Here is a 17745-nt window from a genome sequence, read left to right on the forward strand (position 1 = left end):
GACGAATACTACCGCCGATCAACAAACTAAGGCGATCGACCGGCAACTGCTTTCAAGTTGCACAATCGATCGCCTTGTTTCATTGTCTCAGTCAGGCCGCTCTCAAGCCGTCTTAGCTCGGTTGCCCCGGTTCATCAACCAGAGCAGTGCCGGGCTGGCAACGTAGATGGAACTGTAAGTCCCGACAATCACGCCGAGCACCAAACAGAAGGCGAAACCGTGAATGCCTTCGCCGCCGAACCAGTAGAGAATCGCCACCACGATCCAAGTGGTCAACGAGGTCAATAAGGTTCGCGAGAGTGTTTGGTTCAAGCTGGTATTGATCATCTGCTCTGTGAGAGCCGGGTTTTTGCCACGGACTTCACGAATCCGGTCGAACACCACAATCGTATCGTTAAGCGAATACCCGACGATGGTCATGAAGGCGGCGATCATCGGAAGATTGATCTTGAAGTCTTCCAACTTCAGGACCGTGATGCCCAATTGCGACGCCCCGTAAGACACTAACGCCACGCCCCCGAGCACGACCAGAACGTCGTGCACCAAGGCCAACACGGCGGCCAAACCGAAGGTGATCCGTTGGAAGCGGAACCAAATGTAGGCCACAATTGCGACCAAACTGACCAGCATCGCCATCAACGCGGATTGCTGCATCTCATCGCCGACCGAACTGGAGAAGTTGTTCACTTCGGCAAAGTTGGCTTCGGCGAAACTGCTCACCATACCGCTGAGGGCCTTGTCGAGGTTGTCTCGCTCGACGACCGGCAGGACCTGGAGTGTCGCGGAGGAAAAGACCGGATCGGTCTCGGCGGCATCATCGCCGGCGTTCTCGACCTCGACCGCTTCCAAGTTGACCAACTTGAACAAAGACGCGGGTCGTTCGTAGATGGGTTCTGTTTCCTTAGAGTCGGGAATGGCTTGACTCAACTCACCCAACGCATTCTCGAATGCCTGACGAATCCGGCTCTCGGTGATTGCAGGTTCGAAGGTCACCGGCACTCGATAGCCACGGAAATTCGAGGCAGCATCGGCATCACCGGTTTCAATCTCTCCCACAGTCGTCGCAACAGTTTGCAACTCGTAGCCTTGGTCCTTCAGAATCTTTCGGACCGTGTCCTCCACAACTTCCGTATCCGGTTTCTTCGAACGAACCCGGAACATGCGACCTTTCTCGGTGCTTGTGTCTCCGCCAATGTCGCTGAGCTTCTCGACCGTGATGGATTCCTTATCGAATCCAGTCTGCAACGCGTTCTTGACGTCACTAAACTCTTGGGGTTCGGTCAGTTCGAAAGTCAGCATCGTTCCGCCGCTGAAATCGATGTCGAGGTTGTCGGAACCCCGCATGAACAGCGTGCTCATTCCAGCGACGATCAAGATGATCGACACGACAAATGCAATCCGCCGCTTACCGATGAAATCCAATTGCGGTGGCGTGACGAGGGATTTGCCGATCGGTTCTTTGAGCCAGCGTTTACGTTCGCAGAGGTCAAAGACCAACCGACCGAAATACAATGCCGTAAACATCGACATGATAATCCCGATGAACAACGTGACCGCAAACCCACGAACTTGGTCGGTTCCGATCATGTATAGCACGACAGCGACAATGAGCGTCGTCATGTTTGCATCGATAATCGCGGTGAACGCACGACCGAAGCCGTTTTGAATCGCCATGCGAGGGCTCGATCCGCGGGTTCGTTCTTCCCGCATCCGCTCGAAGATCAGCACGTTGGCGTCCACCGCCATCCCGATCGTTAACACAATCCCGGCCAAACCTGGCAGCGTGAAGGTGGCATCGATCATCGCCATTGTTCCAATGACGAGCAGAATGTTGAGCAGCAAACAGACGTTCGCGACCACACCCGCAAAGCGATAGTAGAGCAGCATAAAGATGAAGACAGCCGCACCGGCGATCCCGATCGCTGCAATTCCCTTTCGACGAACTTCTTCACCCAACAGCGGGCTAACGGTTTGCTCGCTGATCGGGTCTTTCAAGATCGGCACTGCCAGGGCACCTGCGTTCAAGACATTGACCAACTCATCGACTTCTTCACGTGTGAATCGCCCTGTGATCTGACCTTGAGCGGAAATGACGGCATTGATCTGTGGAGCCGAGTGAATCTGCTCGTCTAGCAAAATTGCCAAGCGGTATTTGAATTGTTCGCCGCCAAGTCCGTGATACTTCCCGGTTAGACGTGAGAACCGTGTGGCTCCCTGCGGATAGAACAAGAAGCTAACGGCCAATCGCCCGTTTTCGTCGGTGGTCGGGCTGGCTTTGCGAAGAAACTCACCGGTGACGCGATCGTTCTTTCTCTCGAAGACAACCAGACCGCGGCCTTGGGCATCGAGGGGATAGACTTCGCCGTAATCAAAACTGACGGGCTTGGGACGACCGTCTTTGCCAGTCCCGATCGGACGCCAACTCGCACGGAGTTCACCGTCAATGTAAAGATCGTCGGTGCCTTGCTCGGTGATCTTTTCGTAGAGTTCGACGTGATCGTCATTTCGCCGAGTCGCAAGAACGGCAAATTCGAGACTTCCCAAACGGGTCATCTCGGCTTTTTTGCGTTCGATGGTTTCGCGGTCGGCTTTGGGGATGATGACTTCAATGCGGTCCGAACCAACACGGCGAACGGTAATCTCTTCCACCCCGGATGGGTTCAGTCGTCGGGAAACCGCCCCGACCATCTGATCCATCACAGCACCGGAAATACGTTCTTCGATTTGCCCGGAGGTGACCGTGCCGTCGTCGCCGGCTTGCTCTAACTCTTCTTCGATCTTCTCCTGGAGTTTTGCCCGGTCAACTTGGTAGATCAGGTTCGTTCCCCCGGCGAGGTCGATCCCAAAGTCCAATGCCGAAAGCATCGTCCGTGGTTCCGGTGCCTCGGGTTTGTCGGGACGAGCAATGTCCAAAACCTTCAGGGTTTTGAATTCACCGATGTGCTCGAGCAAACCTTCATCGGTGATTTTTGTGTCTGCGACCGACAACTCTCGCAATGCCGGAAGCTTGGCCAAAATGGGCAGAGCCTCGTCGGTAATGGGTGCGCCATCGAGGTTGAGAACTTCCAAGGCCGTCATATTTTCGAGCGACTTCAAACCGTCGTCGGTGATGTCGGCTTGTGACAGATCGATCTCGGTCAACAGTGTGGTGTCACCGATTTGCGTGAGGGGTTCGAGATCGGCATCTTCCGTGCCGGCCGGAAACCGGACGGTGGTGATGCGGCGGCGTTCGTCGCGGTTGATTTTGACTTCCGCACCTTGATCCCGCAGGGCTGGAATCGGGCTGGGTTTGCCACAACCACTGGTTCCGCCCAGGAGTCCGGCGAGCACAACAACCAAACCGAGAAACCGAAATCGCGTCGCTGCGGATTGAAAAGTCCGAACTGTCCGTTCTGACATGGATATTTCCTTTGGGTCGTCCACGACCGAATTACAAGTTGATTCAAACGAGGCCGAATGCGGGTGATCGCTCGCAAGGTTCGAGCACGAGGTTGATGGCTCCATCCTTATTCCTCGGTTTCCGCTGGAGTTTCCGACTCAGTGGGAGATTCCTCGGGGGCAATATCCTCAGAGGATTCATCACCAGAGCGGTCTGCCTTGCGGGTCATCACGCGGAGCCCTTCCTGCCGCTTCTTCAGTTCGGCGACGGTTTCTTCCGAAATGTGGAATCGCTCTTGGTTTTCATTCCATTCGGCGAGTTGTTCCTGGTAATTCGCATCGGCGTAGGAACCTGCAATCAGTTGATACAAGAACGGCATCGCCGCAATCGTGGTGGCGAGCAAAATCACGCTCATTTTGAAGCCCCACTCTCGCACCTTCAGGGCACGAGCAAGCAGGTTACCGACGATAAACGGCAAGACGAACACCGTGATGGTGATCAACAACTTCAGCCAACCGGGCACAACGCCGGCTTCCAGATCGGCCTGGGTGACAGCAAACATCAACGGGTTCGACATCAATTCCGTCCCTGTATCGTTCAATGATTTGAGATCATAAGAATAGTGCAGCTCGTGGCCGTCACCAAGAGGCCAATCGAGCCGTTATGCTTTTTCGGTTTCCGTCTTCTTGTCGGAGTCACCCGCAGGAGCAGCTGGGTAAATACTATTGAGCCGCATGCGTAGCCGGGTGTTTTCGTCAACTTTCACCATGGCCTCATCGCGTTCAGGAAAAACCTGCACGATGGTGCCGATGATACCACCCGCGGTGACAATCGGATCGTTCTTCTTCAGCGAACTTTTCATCTGGGCAACCCGCTTTTGTTCTTTTTTCTGCGGGCTGAACATGAATTGAAAGAGGATCATGATCGCCAAAAACGGGAACATCCACATCAGCAAGTTCGGTGGCTGTTGTGGAGCCACTTTCGGGGCGGCCTCTTCGGCGAGTAGCAAGAACGTGGAAAACCAAGCCAAATTGAACATGAAATTCTTTCGGAATCGTCACCGATTTCGGGGCGTAACACGGGAAATTCGCCAACGGACCGGGAATCTTAGCGGAAATTACCCAGCTTGGCACGCGACTTCGCCGATTTTTCAGCGCGGATTTTAGACGGACTCATTCGGGGCGGCAAGGTATCGGCTCCGAAACTCCGCCGCCGTCCCCGATTGAATCGCGATTCTCAGCTCCCGTAGCAAGGTCTGATAGTACGCAATGTTGTGTAATGAAAGCAAAATCGGTCCCAGCATTTCACCTGCCACGAACAAATGTCGCAGGTACGCCCGACTAAATGTGCGGCAGGTTAAACACTCGCAGGCGGGGTCCAACGGGGCGTCATCGCGTTGATGGCTGAGGTTCCGCATTCGCACCCGACCAGCCGATGTAAACGCCGTCGCATTCCGGCCATTGCGGGTGGGCATTACGCAATCAAATAGGTCGATTCCCCGCAGCACACCTTCGATCAAATCGAGCGGTCGACCGACCCCCATCAAATATCGCGGTCTGTCCGTCGGCAAGTGTGGCGTGGTGAAATCCAGCGTGCGATACATGTCGACCGGGTCTTCACCAACACTCAACCCACCCACTGCGTAGCCCGGAAAGTCAAGTTCCAACAGCTCCCGTGCCGACTTCTCTCGCAGACGTGGATCGATCCCCCCTTGCACAATCCCGAACAACGCTTGATCATCCCGTTTCTGGGCATCTCGACATCGGCGTGCCCATGCAGTTGTCCGACGGACTGCAATCTCCAAGCGTTCGGTCTGCTCGGCTTCGGATTTGGGTTGGGACTCGATCGGCGGACATTCATCCAGGCACATGATGCAATCCGCACCGAGTTGCTCCTGAATGCGGACGGCTTTCTCCGGCGTGAGTTCGAACGGCGAACCATCGATGTGCGAGCGGAAGTTGACACGTTCGTCGTTCAAATCGGAAAGTTGCGCCAAGCTGAACACCTGGAACCCGCCGCTGTCGGTCAGGATCGGGCCGTCCCACCGCATGAATTCGTGCAGCCCGCCCATATCCGCGACGACATCCGCACCCGGTCGAAGTGCTAGATGGTAGGTGTTCGCCAGAACCATTTGCACGCGGGCATCCCGCAACTGATCGGGCGTAATGCCTTTCACGCTCGCCAATGTCCCCACGGGCATAAAACACGGCGTATTTACCGCCCCGTGCGGCGTCGTCCAAACACCGGCACGTGCGCCGGTCGGGTCCGTATGTTGCAATTCAAACGCAAAGTGACTCATGCCGGGCATCATACGGGATTGCCGCAGAATTGAAACTCCCGGGTCGATCTCCCCTATTCCGACATCGACAAACTTTCCAATCGACACACGACACATTACCTTCAGTGCACAAACAAACAACACCAGCAGCTGAGGTTTCGAAGTGGTTGAAATCCTGTATGAGTGCCGCGAGAACTTCGGCAAGGCACCTCGGAAGTTTTCACTGTGGGATCGCCTGACTTATCTCCGCATGCCACGACCGATTTGGTTACATCTGAATCCAAGGGATGGCTTGAGAACTCTGTTCGAGCGTCTACCAGACCTACTTGAGACGGGAATTGTTGTGTGGGGCCATATTGTGCAGGCCAACCGAATGCTGTTTTCGAACGGCAGCCAGAACCTGCCAGGCGAATTCGTTTTCTGTCTGGACGCACCAGAAACCGTCGATATCAATGAACTTCAAGACGTCGCAATGCAGCTCGGCGAACTCAAGGGGACAAAGCCGCGGGATCGCAACCTGCGACCAATTGCTGACCATCTCACCGACGAATACACCCGTGTTTTTGGGTTACCGATACCGCAGTCACTGACTCCGAACGGGCGATACGAACTCTCGACCACGCATTTTTTCCGCAAACATCTCCCGCTGGGGAAAATTTGCCGACCGCTGTTGCCATTAATCGTGAGCCGAAGCAAGCCGCGTGTAGTCTTACCGCTTCCAGCCAGGTATTGGCCCGACGAATTTTTGGAATGGTGGGTGCGTTAGCGGTAGGCGGAACTCACTCCGGTTTGTTCAGCTTGCGAATCCATTCGGTCAGCAGTTCGACGGCTTGTTCGTCTTGATGGAACGTCGCAAGCTGCGGCATTTGGCCGGGACCGCGAATATTCATGCGATGCAACAGAACCGATCGTTTGGGGTCACCGGGAGCAATTAGTTTAGGTTCCGGCAAATCGAATTTGTGATGATGAGGCGCAACGTCGATGACTTTCATTTTCTCTAACGGCGTGGAGTAACTCAAATCAATTTGCGAGTTCCCACCGCCCGCTTGCACGTGGCATTGAGCACAGTTGGCGTGCAAATAAGATTTGGCCCGCCGCGTGAGGTCGGCGGTCTGATCATACGGATCGACAAGTGATTCGAATTTCGGTTTTTTGGCAGGTGATTTGACAAGTTCAAGTTGTTCTAGCACGGCCAACTGATTCTCTTGCGAGGCACCGTAGTCGTGAATCTTATCCATCTGCCCCGTTGACAGCCCCAGCGTGAACCCGGCGGCTCGGCTGTGACAGACCATGCACTCGGTTCGACTCGGGTAATGCCATTTTTGCTCCCGGATGCCGTCCGCTGTTTGAACCGGGAACACATCATCGGCACCGTCAGCCGTGACGAGCGTCGCATCGGTTTGGTCGTCGTTCCAGCGATAAGAATACCCGGCCCACTCGCCCTGCTGTTTCGTCAGAAACCGCGTTTCGATCCAGCGTCGACTCGCCGAATTCCCTGCTTCCGTCTCCAACGCGAACGATTTGACAATGACCGTTTCTTCCGGGAAATCCCAGCCTTTGTAGTCGGCTAACTTGATTGTCGGTTGGCCTTTCTCGGTTCCCTCACTCGCAGGAATGACGATCCAGCGAACTTTGAATGCCCCATCGGACCACAGGGGAGCGTTGACGGAATACGGAATCGCTCCCGGCTTGAGGCGATGCTCTTTCACCGATTCAAACAATCCGCTATCGGACAGTTTGCGGGGAAACGTCGAGGGTGTCGTCTGTGGTGGGGTTCGTTTCAACCGATAGAATCCGCCTTCGGGTTGATGGTCACAAATCAGCAATTCGCCATCGGGATCTATTCCAAACCCGGTGATCTGCAAACTCGTGTCTAGAATTTCCCGATGCCATTTCACCTGTCCGTTGGCATCCACAAGTGCAGCCCACACGCGACCAGTCGAGTAATCGCCATAGGTGTAAACGCCATTGAGTTCCGGGAACTGTCGGCTGCGGAGCACTTCGCCACCCGTAAGAGACCGGGCCACCGTGTGATGATGCTCGAAGGTCGGTTTGACATGCGGCGTGGGGCCCAGTTCTCGATTCAAATAAAACGGATGACTGCCTTCGTAGACGCTCCAACCGTAATTGTCACCAGGATGTACGAGGTAGACTTGCTCCCACAAATCCTGACCGTTCTGAGCGACCCACACGTGCCCGAGTTGGGAATCCACCGCAATTCGCCAGGGATTTCGCAGCCCATACGCGAAAGTTTCCGGCACAACACCTGCCTGACCGACAAAAGGATTGTCCTTGGGCACAGAGTACATCTTGCCGTCGGCGGGATGATCGACATCAATCCGCAGCACCTTCGCCAAGAGAAGATCCATCCGTTGCCCGACGAGATCGTCATCCGAATCGCTGGTGCCATCACCACTAGTGACCAGCAGCATTCCATCCGTGCCAAACGCGACCGCCGCTCCGTTGTGCCCGTTCGATTTCCACGAAATAATTTCCGTCGCCGACTCTGGATCGAGCTTGTACGGCGGCTTCGTTTGCATCGTATAGCGGGTCACGCAGGTGTACTTGTCGCCGTCGTCTTTCTTCATGTTGTGACCGACGTAGAGAAAGCCGTTCTTCGAAAACTGCGGGTGAAAAGCCACATCGTACGCGAGGCTTTCCAGATCGATCAGTACCTCGGTCTCTGTGCTTTCTGCGGGATCGCTCAATGTTCGGCATAGTCGCGATTTCTGTTGGTTCTCGGGCTGATCGAGATACACCAAGCGACAGGTGCCCGGTTGCGTGGTCACGAACACGGGTCGGACAATTTTCCAATCGGGATACGCTCCCGTCACCGTGAACGGCAGAGGCGGGTCCGGCGAACCTTGCACGGTCGAGGTCGTCACCGGTTCGTAGGCCTCGATGGAAAACGGAAACACATCCGGGACTTCCGCGTGAACGCCCCCCGAAGCCACAACAATTACGACGGCCAGCAGACCAGAACGGTGCAACAATAAAGTGAAGTTCAACAAGGGAGACATCCCGCAAACGGAATTGAAAAACCGAGCAAACCATCAACGAGCGTTGATTCGAATCTCTATACTGCCTTGCGTGAGCGGGGAGTGCAACGGTCGAACAATTCCACCATTCACTCCGGTTGCAGTTCCAGCACACTCAGAATGGCCCGATGATCCGACGCGACGGCCTCCTCCAGCACACGTGTCTCGACCACGGTCCAACGATCCGCCGGCCGAAACAGGATGAAATCGATCTGTCGTTTCGGTTGATCAACGGGAACCGTTGGCAACGGGTCGGTGTTCGTTCGTTTCCAGATCGATTCCAGTTGATTCAGTGCCCGGCTGCCGACGACATCGTTTAAGTCGCCCATCAGTAACGCCGGTCCTCGCTCATTTTGGAACTGATGGTTGATGAACTTTGCCGATAACATCCGTTCTTTGTCGTCCGGGCGGTGATCGAAATGCGTCGCCAATACCAAAATGTCTGTTGGTTCCGCAGAAGTCTTTATCTTCGCCGCCAACACTCCACGTTGTTCACCGTCGTTCAAGTTTGGCAGCAGGTAATTTTTATGCTCCTTGACCGTGAACCGTGTCAGAATAGCGTTGCCGTAATGACCACCTTGCAAGTCAATGTTGGGGCCGAACGCGACGTTCATCTGCGTCAACCGAGCCAATTCGGCAGGCTGATCGACACTATTTGTCCGCCGGACTTTCTGATCAACTTCCTGCAACGCGACAATATCCGGTTTCACAGCAAGGATCATCTTGGCGATTCGATCAACATCGAGTTCGCGATCCACGCCTTCAGCATGATGGATGTTGTAACTGAGAACACGCAAACGAAGCGGCTTCGCAGCCAAGCCGTTCGCTGCGGGCATCGAAAACAAAACGAGGAGAAATAAACGAACAGTGAACTTCATCGACACGAAAGGACTCCAAACAAATGTAACTATCAAACGCCCATCGGCGATATGCATCGAGAGAGTTGGTTGCGACTGTGACCCATGGTATCGTCATCGAAACGAATCAGCCAACGTGACGCTCGACAACTGAAAGATGTAGCCGCCATGACGAATGACAATCTCAAGACCGAACGCTCAACATTCGTAACGCACTTAGAATGTGGCTTCACGGGTGATCACTATGAGGCTGACCGCATTCACGGATTGTCAAAGGCGGGGAAGCCGCTGATTGTGAAATACGATTTGTCAGCCCTGCGGGAGAATGTCACTCAGCAGGAACTAGCATCTCGCCCGGCCGACATGTGGCGTTACCGCGAGTTCCTGCCGGTGCGTAAACTAGAAAACATCGTCAGCCTGGGTGAGTGTCATACTCCATTAGTTTCACTACCTAAACTACAGACCGGGCGTGGCGAACTTATTATCAAAGATGAGGGCCGCTTGCCAACGGGATCGTTCAAGGCACGCGGACTATGCATGGCAATCTCCATGGCAAAGGAACTTGGTATTTCCAAGATCGCGATGCCCACCAACGGCAATGCCGGAGCAGCACTTGCGGCTTACGCGACTCGCGCGGGAATCGAAAGTTACGTCTTCTGTCCTGCCGACACCCCGGAAATCAACGTGCGGGAAATCGCTGCCCAAGGTGCAAAAGTCTGGCGAGTCAATGGCTTGATCAATGACTGCGGAAGAATCGTCGGTGAAGGTAAAGAGACCATGGGCTGGTTTGATCTCTCGACGTTAAAGGAACCGTATCGAATCGAAGGCAAAAAGACGATGGGCCTCGAATTGGCTGACCAACTCGGCTGGAAAGTGCCCGATGTTATCTTTTACCCAACTGGTGGCGGCACCGGTCTCATTGGTATGTGGAAAGCATTCAACGAACTGCAAACAATAGGTTGGCTCTCGGGGAAACTGCCTCGTATGGTGGCGGTTCAAGCAACGGGTTGCGCTCCGATTGTCAAAGCCTATGAACAAGGTGAAGAGTTTGCGGAACTTTGGCAAAATGCTCACACCGTCGCGTCGGGGATTCGTGTCCCTGTGGCCGTCGGGGACTTTTTAATTTTAAGTGCAGTCCGCGAGAGTGAAGGCTTCGCAATTGCAGTCGATGACAATGCCATCCTTTCAGCTCGTGAAGAAGTTGCTAGTCGCGAAGGTTTCCTAATGTGCCCAGAAGGAGCAGCCACCTACGCTGCCTATAAACAGTCTATTGCCGACGGTCATGTCAGCGCAGACGAAACAGCTGTTCTATTCAACTGTGCCACCGGCCTGAAATATGAACTCCCCCCAATGACTAACACCCTCGACTGCAAGCAACCAATCGACTACTCAATGCTATAAACGACGATTGAGTTTTTATATGACTCGATATTACCTCTTTGAGTTGTGCATTTAACGATAGCTGTAAAAGCCAGCTATGAAACATACGACCAATTTAGCGGCCTTACAATCCTATCGAACGAACCATAGACCACTCTTTTTTCTCTGCCGTAGTGATATGGCATAACTACACTCGACTGAAGAACAATGTTCAAAATACGTCCAGAGACTGTTGAGGACTACGACCGCATACGAAGTGTTAATCAGTTAGCGTTCGAAGGTGTCGCGGAAGCAAATCTGGTCGACGCTCTTCGTGATGGCGGCTATGTGGAGGTCTCGCTTGTTGCAGAAACCGAAGGAACGATTGTCGGCCATATACTTTTCAGTCGAGTCAATCTCGTCACGACTAGTGAAACATTGGTAGCTCTTTCCCTTGCGCCAATGTCGGTTTTACCCGCTTACCAACAACAAGGTATTGGTAGTCAGCTAGTAAAAGTTGGGTTGGACTATTGCCAGAAACTTGGGCATGCCATCATCGTCGTACTCGGACACCCCGCGTTTTATTCTCGACTCGGGTTTTCGGCGGAACTTGCGAAAAACTTAGAGTCGCCGTTTGGAGGCGGTGACGCATGGATGGCCTATGAACTAATACCAGGCTCGCTGTCCGATATCCATGGTCATATTGAGTATCCGCCGCCATTCCTTGCACTCGACTAGCACGCCAAGATCATCAGTCATCCCGATTCCCACAGCCAGGGAACCGCGACTCACCCTCCGATCCGATCAATGAACGCTAATGGCTTTCAGATTCAAGAACGAGTCTGTAGACTGACTATCATACTTCACACGCGTGCCGGGCAAAGCGATCGCATTGCTCTCTCATTCATACGAGGTTTTTGAATGCGCTATCTCACCATTTCCTCGATCATGTTGCTTCTTCATGTGGGCTTGGCAAACGCGGGGGACTTTGAGACCCACACGTTCCACCGGCAACAACTTACGGATGTCTACTTCTCCGAAGGGGCGAATGCGGCGGACATCAATGGTGATGAGCACATTGATATCGTGTATGGCCCGTACTGGTTTGCCGGCCCGGACTTTAAGAGCAAGCACGAAATCTATGAACCGGTACCGCAGAATCGGAATGGGTACGCAAACAACTTTTTTAGTTGGCTGTACGATTTCAACGGCGATGGTAGAAATGATGTGTTCATCGTCGGTTTCCCCGGAACCCCAGCGTATGTCTATGAGAATCCCGGTGAAGACGGCTTTGCGTCCCACTGGCCGAAGCATCAGGTTTTCGATTGGGTCTCTAACGAATCACCTCAACTTGTCAACATTGTTGGTGATGAACGTCCGGAACTCGTTTGCACTCGTGACGGATTTTTTGGATTCGCAACTATTGATTGGGAACGACCGTTCGATGCCTGGTCCTTCCATCCGGTTTCGGAGCAAGTGACAGCCAAGAAATTCGGGCATGGCTTGGGAGTCGGCGATGTTAATGGCGACGGTCGCCAAGACATTATTCATTCTCAAGGATGGTTCGAGCAGCCTTTGACCCATCAACTCACATCCCGTTGGATTCCTCATGAGGTGTCATTTAGCGAAGGTTACGGCGGTGCGGAGATGTATGCCTACGATGTGGATGGCGATGGGGACAACGATATCATCACCAGTCATCGTGCACACGAATTTGGTCTTGGTTGGTATGAGCAAATTGCGACGACCGACAAGTCCGGCGAACCGACCTTTCAACATCATTTAGTCATGGGCGAACACCCTTCAGAAAATCAGTACGGGGTGGTGTTTAGCGAACTGCATTCCGTTGCCTTGGCCGACATGGATGGCGATGGACTCAAAGATATCATCACCGGCAAGACTTACTGGTCGCATCACAAACAAAGCCCACAGTGGGATGCAGGTGCGGTGGTGTACTGGTTCAAACTTGTTCGAAACGACGATGGTGTCACTTGGATTCCCTATCAAGCCGACGGCGAAAGCGGAATCGGTCGGCAAATTTCGATTGTCGATGTCAATCAAGACAACCATCCCGACATAGTCGTCGGTGGAATGCTCGGTGCCCACGTGTTGACTCACCAAGTCCAGAGTGTCAGTGAAGTCGAGTTCTTAGCAGCGCAGCCGAAAGTCTATTCGGGACCGAAACTTCCTAGCATCACTAATGCGAAACTACTACGCGGCCCCAGTGCCAAGATCGATCCCCAAACCGGCCATGTTGCTGATTCGATCGAAGGGGAAACATTAGCCGGAAAGCCGACCGTCGGAACTGTGAAGTCGCAGAACATGTCGCCGTTCCCGAAGGACTCGTGGAGCAACAATGCACAGCTATGGTGGACCGGCGGAAAGCCCGGCGACACACTCGCCCTTGACCTTCCCGAGTTTACCGGCACGGTCGACATCGAAGTCGTTTTGACCCGGGCGCGTGACTATGGCATCGTTCAGTTAGCGATCGACGACCAAACAATTGGCCCCCCAATCGATCTTTATGATCCTGAAGTCGTGACCACTGGCGTCCTCTCGTTCCCGAAAATCGAGGTTTCTGGCAAACGTCACAAACTCAATATTCAATTGCTAGGCGCGAACACTAAAGCAGCTAAGGCTTATATGTTCGCCATCGACTACCTTCGCATCAAGCAAGCCGATGGCCGCTTTGTAGTCGGCAAATCGATCAAACCGAAGCCTACGTCGTCTGCAATGGGCACGAAACCGAAGTCGGCAGACCGTCGTGTGCTCAATCTCGATTTCGAAACCGGCACCCTTGCCGACTGGACGGCGGAAGGAAACGCTTGGGAGGGGCAACCTATCAAGGGCGATACAGTGTTTCCGCGTCGCTCGGATATGCGAAGTCGACATGAAGGCGAATATTGGATTGGCGGATTTGAAAAGTTTGGTGACGAACGCGTCGGCACTCTGACATCGGCTCCCTTCAAAGTGACCGAACGCTATGCCACATTCCTGATGAATGGTGGCGACGGCGAGAACACCCGTGTCGAACTCGTTCGAAAAGATACTGGCAAAGTTTTCTATCGGACGGTCGGAACGAAAAGCGAATCACTTCGACAAATCACCGTCGATCTGCGACCACACCTCGGTCAAGAGATCCTGATTCGCTTAGTGGATAACCATCGAGGCGGCTGGGGTCATCTAAATTTTGATCATTTTCGACTTCATGCGACAAAGCCTGCAGAGATTACACCCACTGCAGTTGCACTTTCTCCCGACGAGTATCCCTACGCCGGACTGACTGCTGTTGAAGCTGCTGCCGCGATGAAACTTCCCGATGGATTCAACGTGGCCGTTGGTGCCGCAGAACCTGATGTGCAACAGCCGATCGCAATGGCGATTGACGACCGTGGTCGCGTTTGGATTGCCGAAGCCTACGAATACCCCGTGCGGGCGAAAGGTCAGAAAGGTCGAGACCGTATCCTCATTTTTGAAGACACTGATGGAGACGGTTCGCTCGATCGACGCAAAGTGTTTATCGAGGGACTAAATCTCGTCAGTGGATTGGAAGTAGGGTTCGGAGGCGTTTGGGTCGGTGCTGCTCCATACTTCATGTTCATTCCCGATCGGAACCGTGACGATCAGCCCGACTCCGAACCGGAAATTTTACTCGACGGTTGGGGTTATCAAGATACCCACGAAACTCTCAATGCGTTTATCTGGGGGCCTGACGGTTGGCTCTACGGTTGTCACGGTGTGTTTACTCATTCACGCGTTGGGAAGCCTGGCACACCCGATGAAGAACGCACTCCGCTCAATTGTGCCGTATGGCGATACCATCCCCTGAAACACGAATTCGAAGTCTTCGCACATGGGACAAGTAATCCGTGGGGCGTTGACTTCAATGACCACGGGCAGGCATTCATCACGGCATGTGTCATTCCGCACTTGTACCACATCATCCAAGGAGCACGGTATCAACGACAAGGCGGCCAGCATTTCAACCCCTATACCTACCGCGATATTACAACCATTGCCGACCACCTTCATTACTTGGGGGCAACTCCTCATAGTGGCAATAGTAAATCCGATGCAGCCGGTGGCGGACACGCGCATGCCGGTGCGATGATCTATCTCGGAGGACACTGGCCCGAACAGTATCGTAATCAAATCTTTATGAACAACATCCACGGTCAACGATTAAACATGGATGTTTTGAAGCCGAACGGTTCTGGCTACGTAGGCAGTCACGGGCCGGATTTTCTACTGACGGGTGACCAAGCATCACAGATCTTGAACCTGCGTTACGGTCCTGATGGTAATGCCTGGATGATTGACTGGTACGACATGCAGGCTTGTCACCGTAGAGAAGCGAACGTCCACGATAGAACTAACGGACGGATCTACAAGATCTGTTACGGCCCTTCAGAAACTTCCGCGCCAAAAACAGACCTTGCAACATCAAGCGACTTAGATCTTGCCAAACTCGTCTTACATCAAAACGACTGGTACGTCCGACATTCACGACGTAATCTTCAGGAACGTGCTGCGAACCAGGCGATCGATCCAAATGCGATCACATATCTCCGGAATGTTCTCACGAATCATGAGGACGATACGCGTCGCTTGCGGGCCGCATGGGCATTACATGTTACCGGGGCGATTGAAAACGAAGACATCCTAACAATGTTGGTTGACGATAGCCCCTATGTTCGTGGCTGGGCCATACAACTAGCCATTGAAAATCAGAATCAAGGCGCCAATCAGGAACTCGTTTCGGTCCCTGAAGACTTCCTGCCTAAGTTGATCAACCTTGCAAAACATGACGAATCGCAAGTTGTCCGCCTTTATCTCGCATCGGCCGTTCAAAAACTAGCATTTAACCAACGGTGGGAACTCTTGTCCGCGTTGACATCTCATGCCGAAGATGCGAGCGATCATAACTTGTCGCTTATGTACTGGTATGCAGCTGAGCCGCTAGCGGAAGTGGATACTAACCGTGCACTTGCCCTAGCAATGTCGGCTGGCGAGGCAATTCCGCTCTTGCGAGAATTCATGTTGCGTCGCATCGGCAGTTCCGGTGGGGACTCAGCACTAGCAACACTCGTCCAGGGTCTTGGAGCATCGGACTCGGCAGAACTCCAACTGACCTATCTTACAGCGATTCGTGCTGCATTGACTGGGCAACGAGAAGTCAAAGCCCCTGAAGGCTGGCAACAGGTTTCTCAGAAATTGCTAGCGAGCGAAAGCCAAGACGTGCGTTTGCAGGCGACCGCGTTGGGAGTCACATTTGGTGACGAAAATGCGTTTGCCGAAATGCGAAATCAAGTCAAAGATCAATCGGCCAATGTCAAGACCCGACTCGTTGCACTTAATGCACTACTAGACGCCGGTGACCCTGGCTTGGTCCCTACGCTAAATTCTCTTCTAGATTCTGAAGACGAATTGAAAGTCGCTGCGATTCAAGGTCTGGCTCAATACGATAATCCTCACGTTGCACCGGCACTACTCTCAGCTTATGCAGACTTCACACCGACCCAACAACGCATGGCACTTGGAACGTTGTGTGCAAGAGCGTCAACAGGTGTGGCATTATTAAAAGCGATCGAAACGAAGGAAATCCCTGGAACAGATCTCACGGCGGATCTCGTTCGGCAACTACAGTTCCTCAAACATGAGGAAATCAATGAGCTTTTAAAGAACGTTTGGGGGACGGTTCGAGAGACTGCTGAAGATAAACTCAAGCTCATCGCAGACATCAAAGCCCTCGTTGCCTCTGATCAATATCCGCCCGCAGACCCCGAACTTGGGCGAGCGGTTTTCGCGAGAACATGTATGAAGTGCCATACTCTCTACGGTGTCGGAAACAAAATTGGACCGGACCTTACCGGTTCGAACCGTGCGAATATCGAATATCTTCTCAGCAACATCGTGGACCCCAGCGCTGTGATGGCGAAGGAATACCGACCTACGGTTGTCGCGACGATCGATGGACGGGTTATCAACGGACTAATCAGAAGCGAGAATCGCAATAGTCTCACGTTGCAAACCGCAGATGCATTAGTCGTTGTGCCGAAAGACGAAATCGAGGAACGCGCCGAGAGTCAACAATCGATGATGCCCGATGGCCAGCTGAAACAACTTCCCCCTCACGAAGTGAGATCGCTAATCGCCTACCTTCAGGGTAAACAACAAACGCCCATGCTCGCTGACAGGCAGAACGCGACCACAATCTTCAATGGCCGTGACTTGACAGGTTGGAATGGGACTGAAGGACTATGGTTTGTCGAGAACGGAGAGTTGGTCGGCCGCACTGATGGACTAAAACAGAATGAGTGGATTGTCAGTGATCTGTCAGTCGAAGACTTCCACCTCACGCTAGAAGTCAAACTCGTTGACAACGCCGGCAACAGTGGAATTCAGTTCCGTAGCCAAGCACACGATGGAGAAGTCAGTGGCTACCAAGCCGATATCGGCGTGGGTTGGTGGGGGAAACTGTATGAGGAACATGGTCGAGCATTGCTATGGAACAAATCGGGAGAGCAGTATGTCAAACCCGGTGAATGGAATCAGTATGAGGTGATCGCCCAAGGCCATCACATACGAACGCTCATCAATGGCAAAGAGTGCGTCGACTTAGATGATCCCGAAGGCGCCCATCGCGGAATCATCGCGTTCCAACTTCATAGTGGCGGTCAAACGGAAGTTCGTTTTCGCAACATCAAACTTGAAGTTCTATTACCCGAAGGACATGCCGAAGAAAACGAGTAATCGGCCATACTCGATTGCAAATCTTGATGGATATGACATGAAACCGCTCGCAATAGACTCATCGGACGCAAGTTTCGAGCG

Annotated in this window: 10 protein-coding genes; 4 read left to right on the forward strand and 6 right to left on the reverse strand. The window is 53.2% G+C overall.

Annotated elements, in window-relative coordinates; all coding sequences use genetic code 11:
- Positions 1–102: 102 nt before the first annotated feature.
- From secD to tgt, 4 genes are all read right to left on the reverse strand, one after another.
- Entirely contained in the window at positions 103–3399 is a 3297-nt protein-coding gene (gene secD, locus AC5DDB_RS25830) for a protein translocase subunit SecD (protein ID WP_491742652.1), read from the reverse strand.
- A 107-nt stretch (positions 3400–3506) separates the two neighbouring features.
- A complete protein-coding gene (locus AC5DDB_RS25835) occupies positions 3507–3956 on the reverse strand; it encodes a hypothetical protein (protein ID WP_491742653.1) in 450 nt (149 codons plus the stop codon).
- An 84-nt stretch (positions 3957–4040) separates the two neighbouring features.
- Positions 4041–4418 (reverse strand): preprotein translocase subunit YajC, encoded by a 378-nt coding sequence (gene yajC, locus AC5DDB_RS25840; RefSeq protein ID WP_491742654.1) that lies wholly within the window; start codon positions 4416–4418, stop codon positions 4041–4043.
- 123 nt (positions 4419–4541) lie between these two features.
- A complete protein-coding gene (gene tgt, locus AC5DDB_RS25845; protein ID WP_491742655.1) occupies positions 4542–5678 on the reverse strand; it encodes a tRNA guanosine(34) transglycosylase Tgt in 1137 nt (378 codons plus the stop codon).
- 142 nt (positions 5679–5820) lie between these two features.
- Here tgt and AC5DDB_RS25850 point away from each other — a divergent pair, with 142 nt between their 5' ends.
- The gene (locus tag AC5DDB_RS25850; RefSeq protein ID WP_491742656.1) at positions 5821–6423 is read left to right on the forward strand and encodes a hypothetical protein; all 603 of its coding nucleotides are present in this window, start codon (positions 5821–5823) and stop codon (positions 6421–6423) included.
- A 13-nt stretch (positions 6424–6436) separates the two neighbouring features.
- Here AC5DDB_RS25850 and AC5DDB_RS25855 read toward each other — a convergent pair whose 3' ends face one another.
- Positions 6437–8668: a PQQ-dependent sugar dehydrogenase gene (locus AC5DDB_RS25855; protein WP_491742657.1), complete on the reverse strand. Its 2232-nt coding sequence runs from the start codon at positions 8666–8668 to the stop codon at positions 6437–6439.
- A gap of 116 nt (positions 8669–8784) precedes the next feature.
- Positions 8785–9573 (reverse strand): endonuclease/exonuclease/phosphatase family protein, encoded by a 789-nt coding sequence (locus AC5DDB_RS25860; RefSeq protein ID WP_491742658.1) that lies wholly within the window; start codon positions 9571–9573, stop codon positions 8785–8787.
- Positions 9574–9720: 147 nt separating this feature from the next.
- Between AC5DDB_RS25860 and AC5DDB_RS25865 the strand changes: the two genes are divergently transcribed.
- The 3 genes from AC5DDB_RS25865 (at position 9721) to AC5DDB_RS25875 (ending at position 17664) form a co-directional block, all read left to right on the forward strand.
- Positions 9721–10953: a threonine synthase gene (locus AC5DDB_RS25865; protein WP_491742659.1), complete on the forward strand. Its 1233-nt coding sequence runs from the start codon at positions 9721–9723 to the stop codon at positions 10951–10953.
- A gap of 186 nt (positions 10954–11139) precedes the next feature.
- Positions 11140–11649, forward strand: a complete 510-nt coding sequence (locus AC5DDB_RS25870; protein ID WP_491742660.1) for a GNAT family N-acetyltransferase — start codon at positions 11140–11142, stop codon at positions 11647–11649.
- 183 nt (positions 11650–11832) lie between these two features.
- Complete coding sequence (locus AC5DDB_RS25875; protein ID WP_491742661.1) at positions 11833–17664, forward strand: PVC-type heme-binding CxxCH protein; 5832 nt, start codon at positions 11833–11835, stop codon at positions 17662–17664.
- The last annotated feature ends 81 nt before the right edge of the window (positions 17665–17745 follow it).

The organism is Thalassoroseus sp., assembly GCF_984380535.1.

Coding starts and splice junctions, on each gene's coding strand:
- secD (WP_491742652.1), bottom strand. CDS start 3,399: ATGTCAGAACGGACAGTTCGGACTTTTCAATCCGCAGCGACGCGATTT.
- AC5DDB_RS25835 (WP_491742653.1), bottom strand. CDS start 3,956: ATGTCGAACCCGTTGATGTTTGCTGTCACCCAGGCCGATCTGGAAGCC.
- yajC (WP_491742654.1), bottom strand. CDS start 4,418: ATGTTCAATTTGGCTTGGTTTTCCACGTTCTTGCTACTCGCCGAAGAG.
- tgt (WP_491742655.1), bottom strand. CDS start 5,678: ATGAGTCACTTTGCGTTTGAATTGCAACATACGGACCCGACCGGCGCA.
- AC5DDB_RS25860 (WP_491742658.1), bottom strand. CDS start 9,573: ATGAAGTTCACTGTTCGTTTATTTCTCCTCGTTTTGTTTTCGATGCCC.
- AC5DDB_RS25865 (WP_491742659.1), top strand. CDS start 9,721: ATGACGAATGACAATCTCAAGACCGAACGCTCAACATTCGTAACGCAC.
- AC5DDB_RS25870 (WP_491742660.1), top strand. CDS start 11,140: ATGTTCAAAATACGTCCAGAGACTGTTGAGGACTACGACCGCATACGA.
- AC5DDB_RS25875 (WP_491742661.1), top strand. CDS start 11,833: ATGCGCTATCTCACCATTTCCTCGATCATGTTGCTTCTTCATGTGGGC.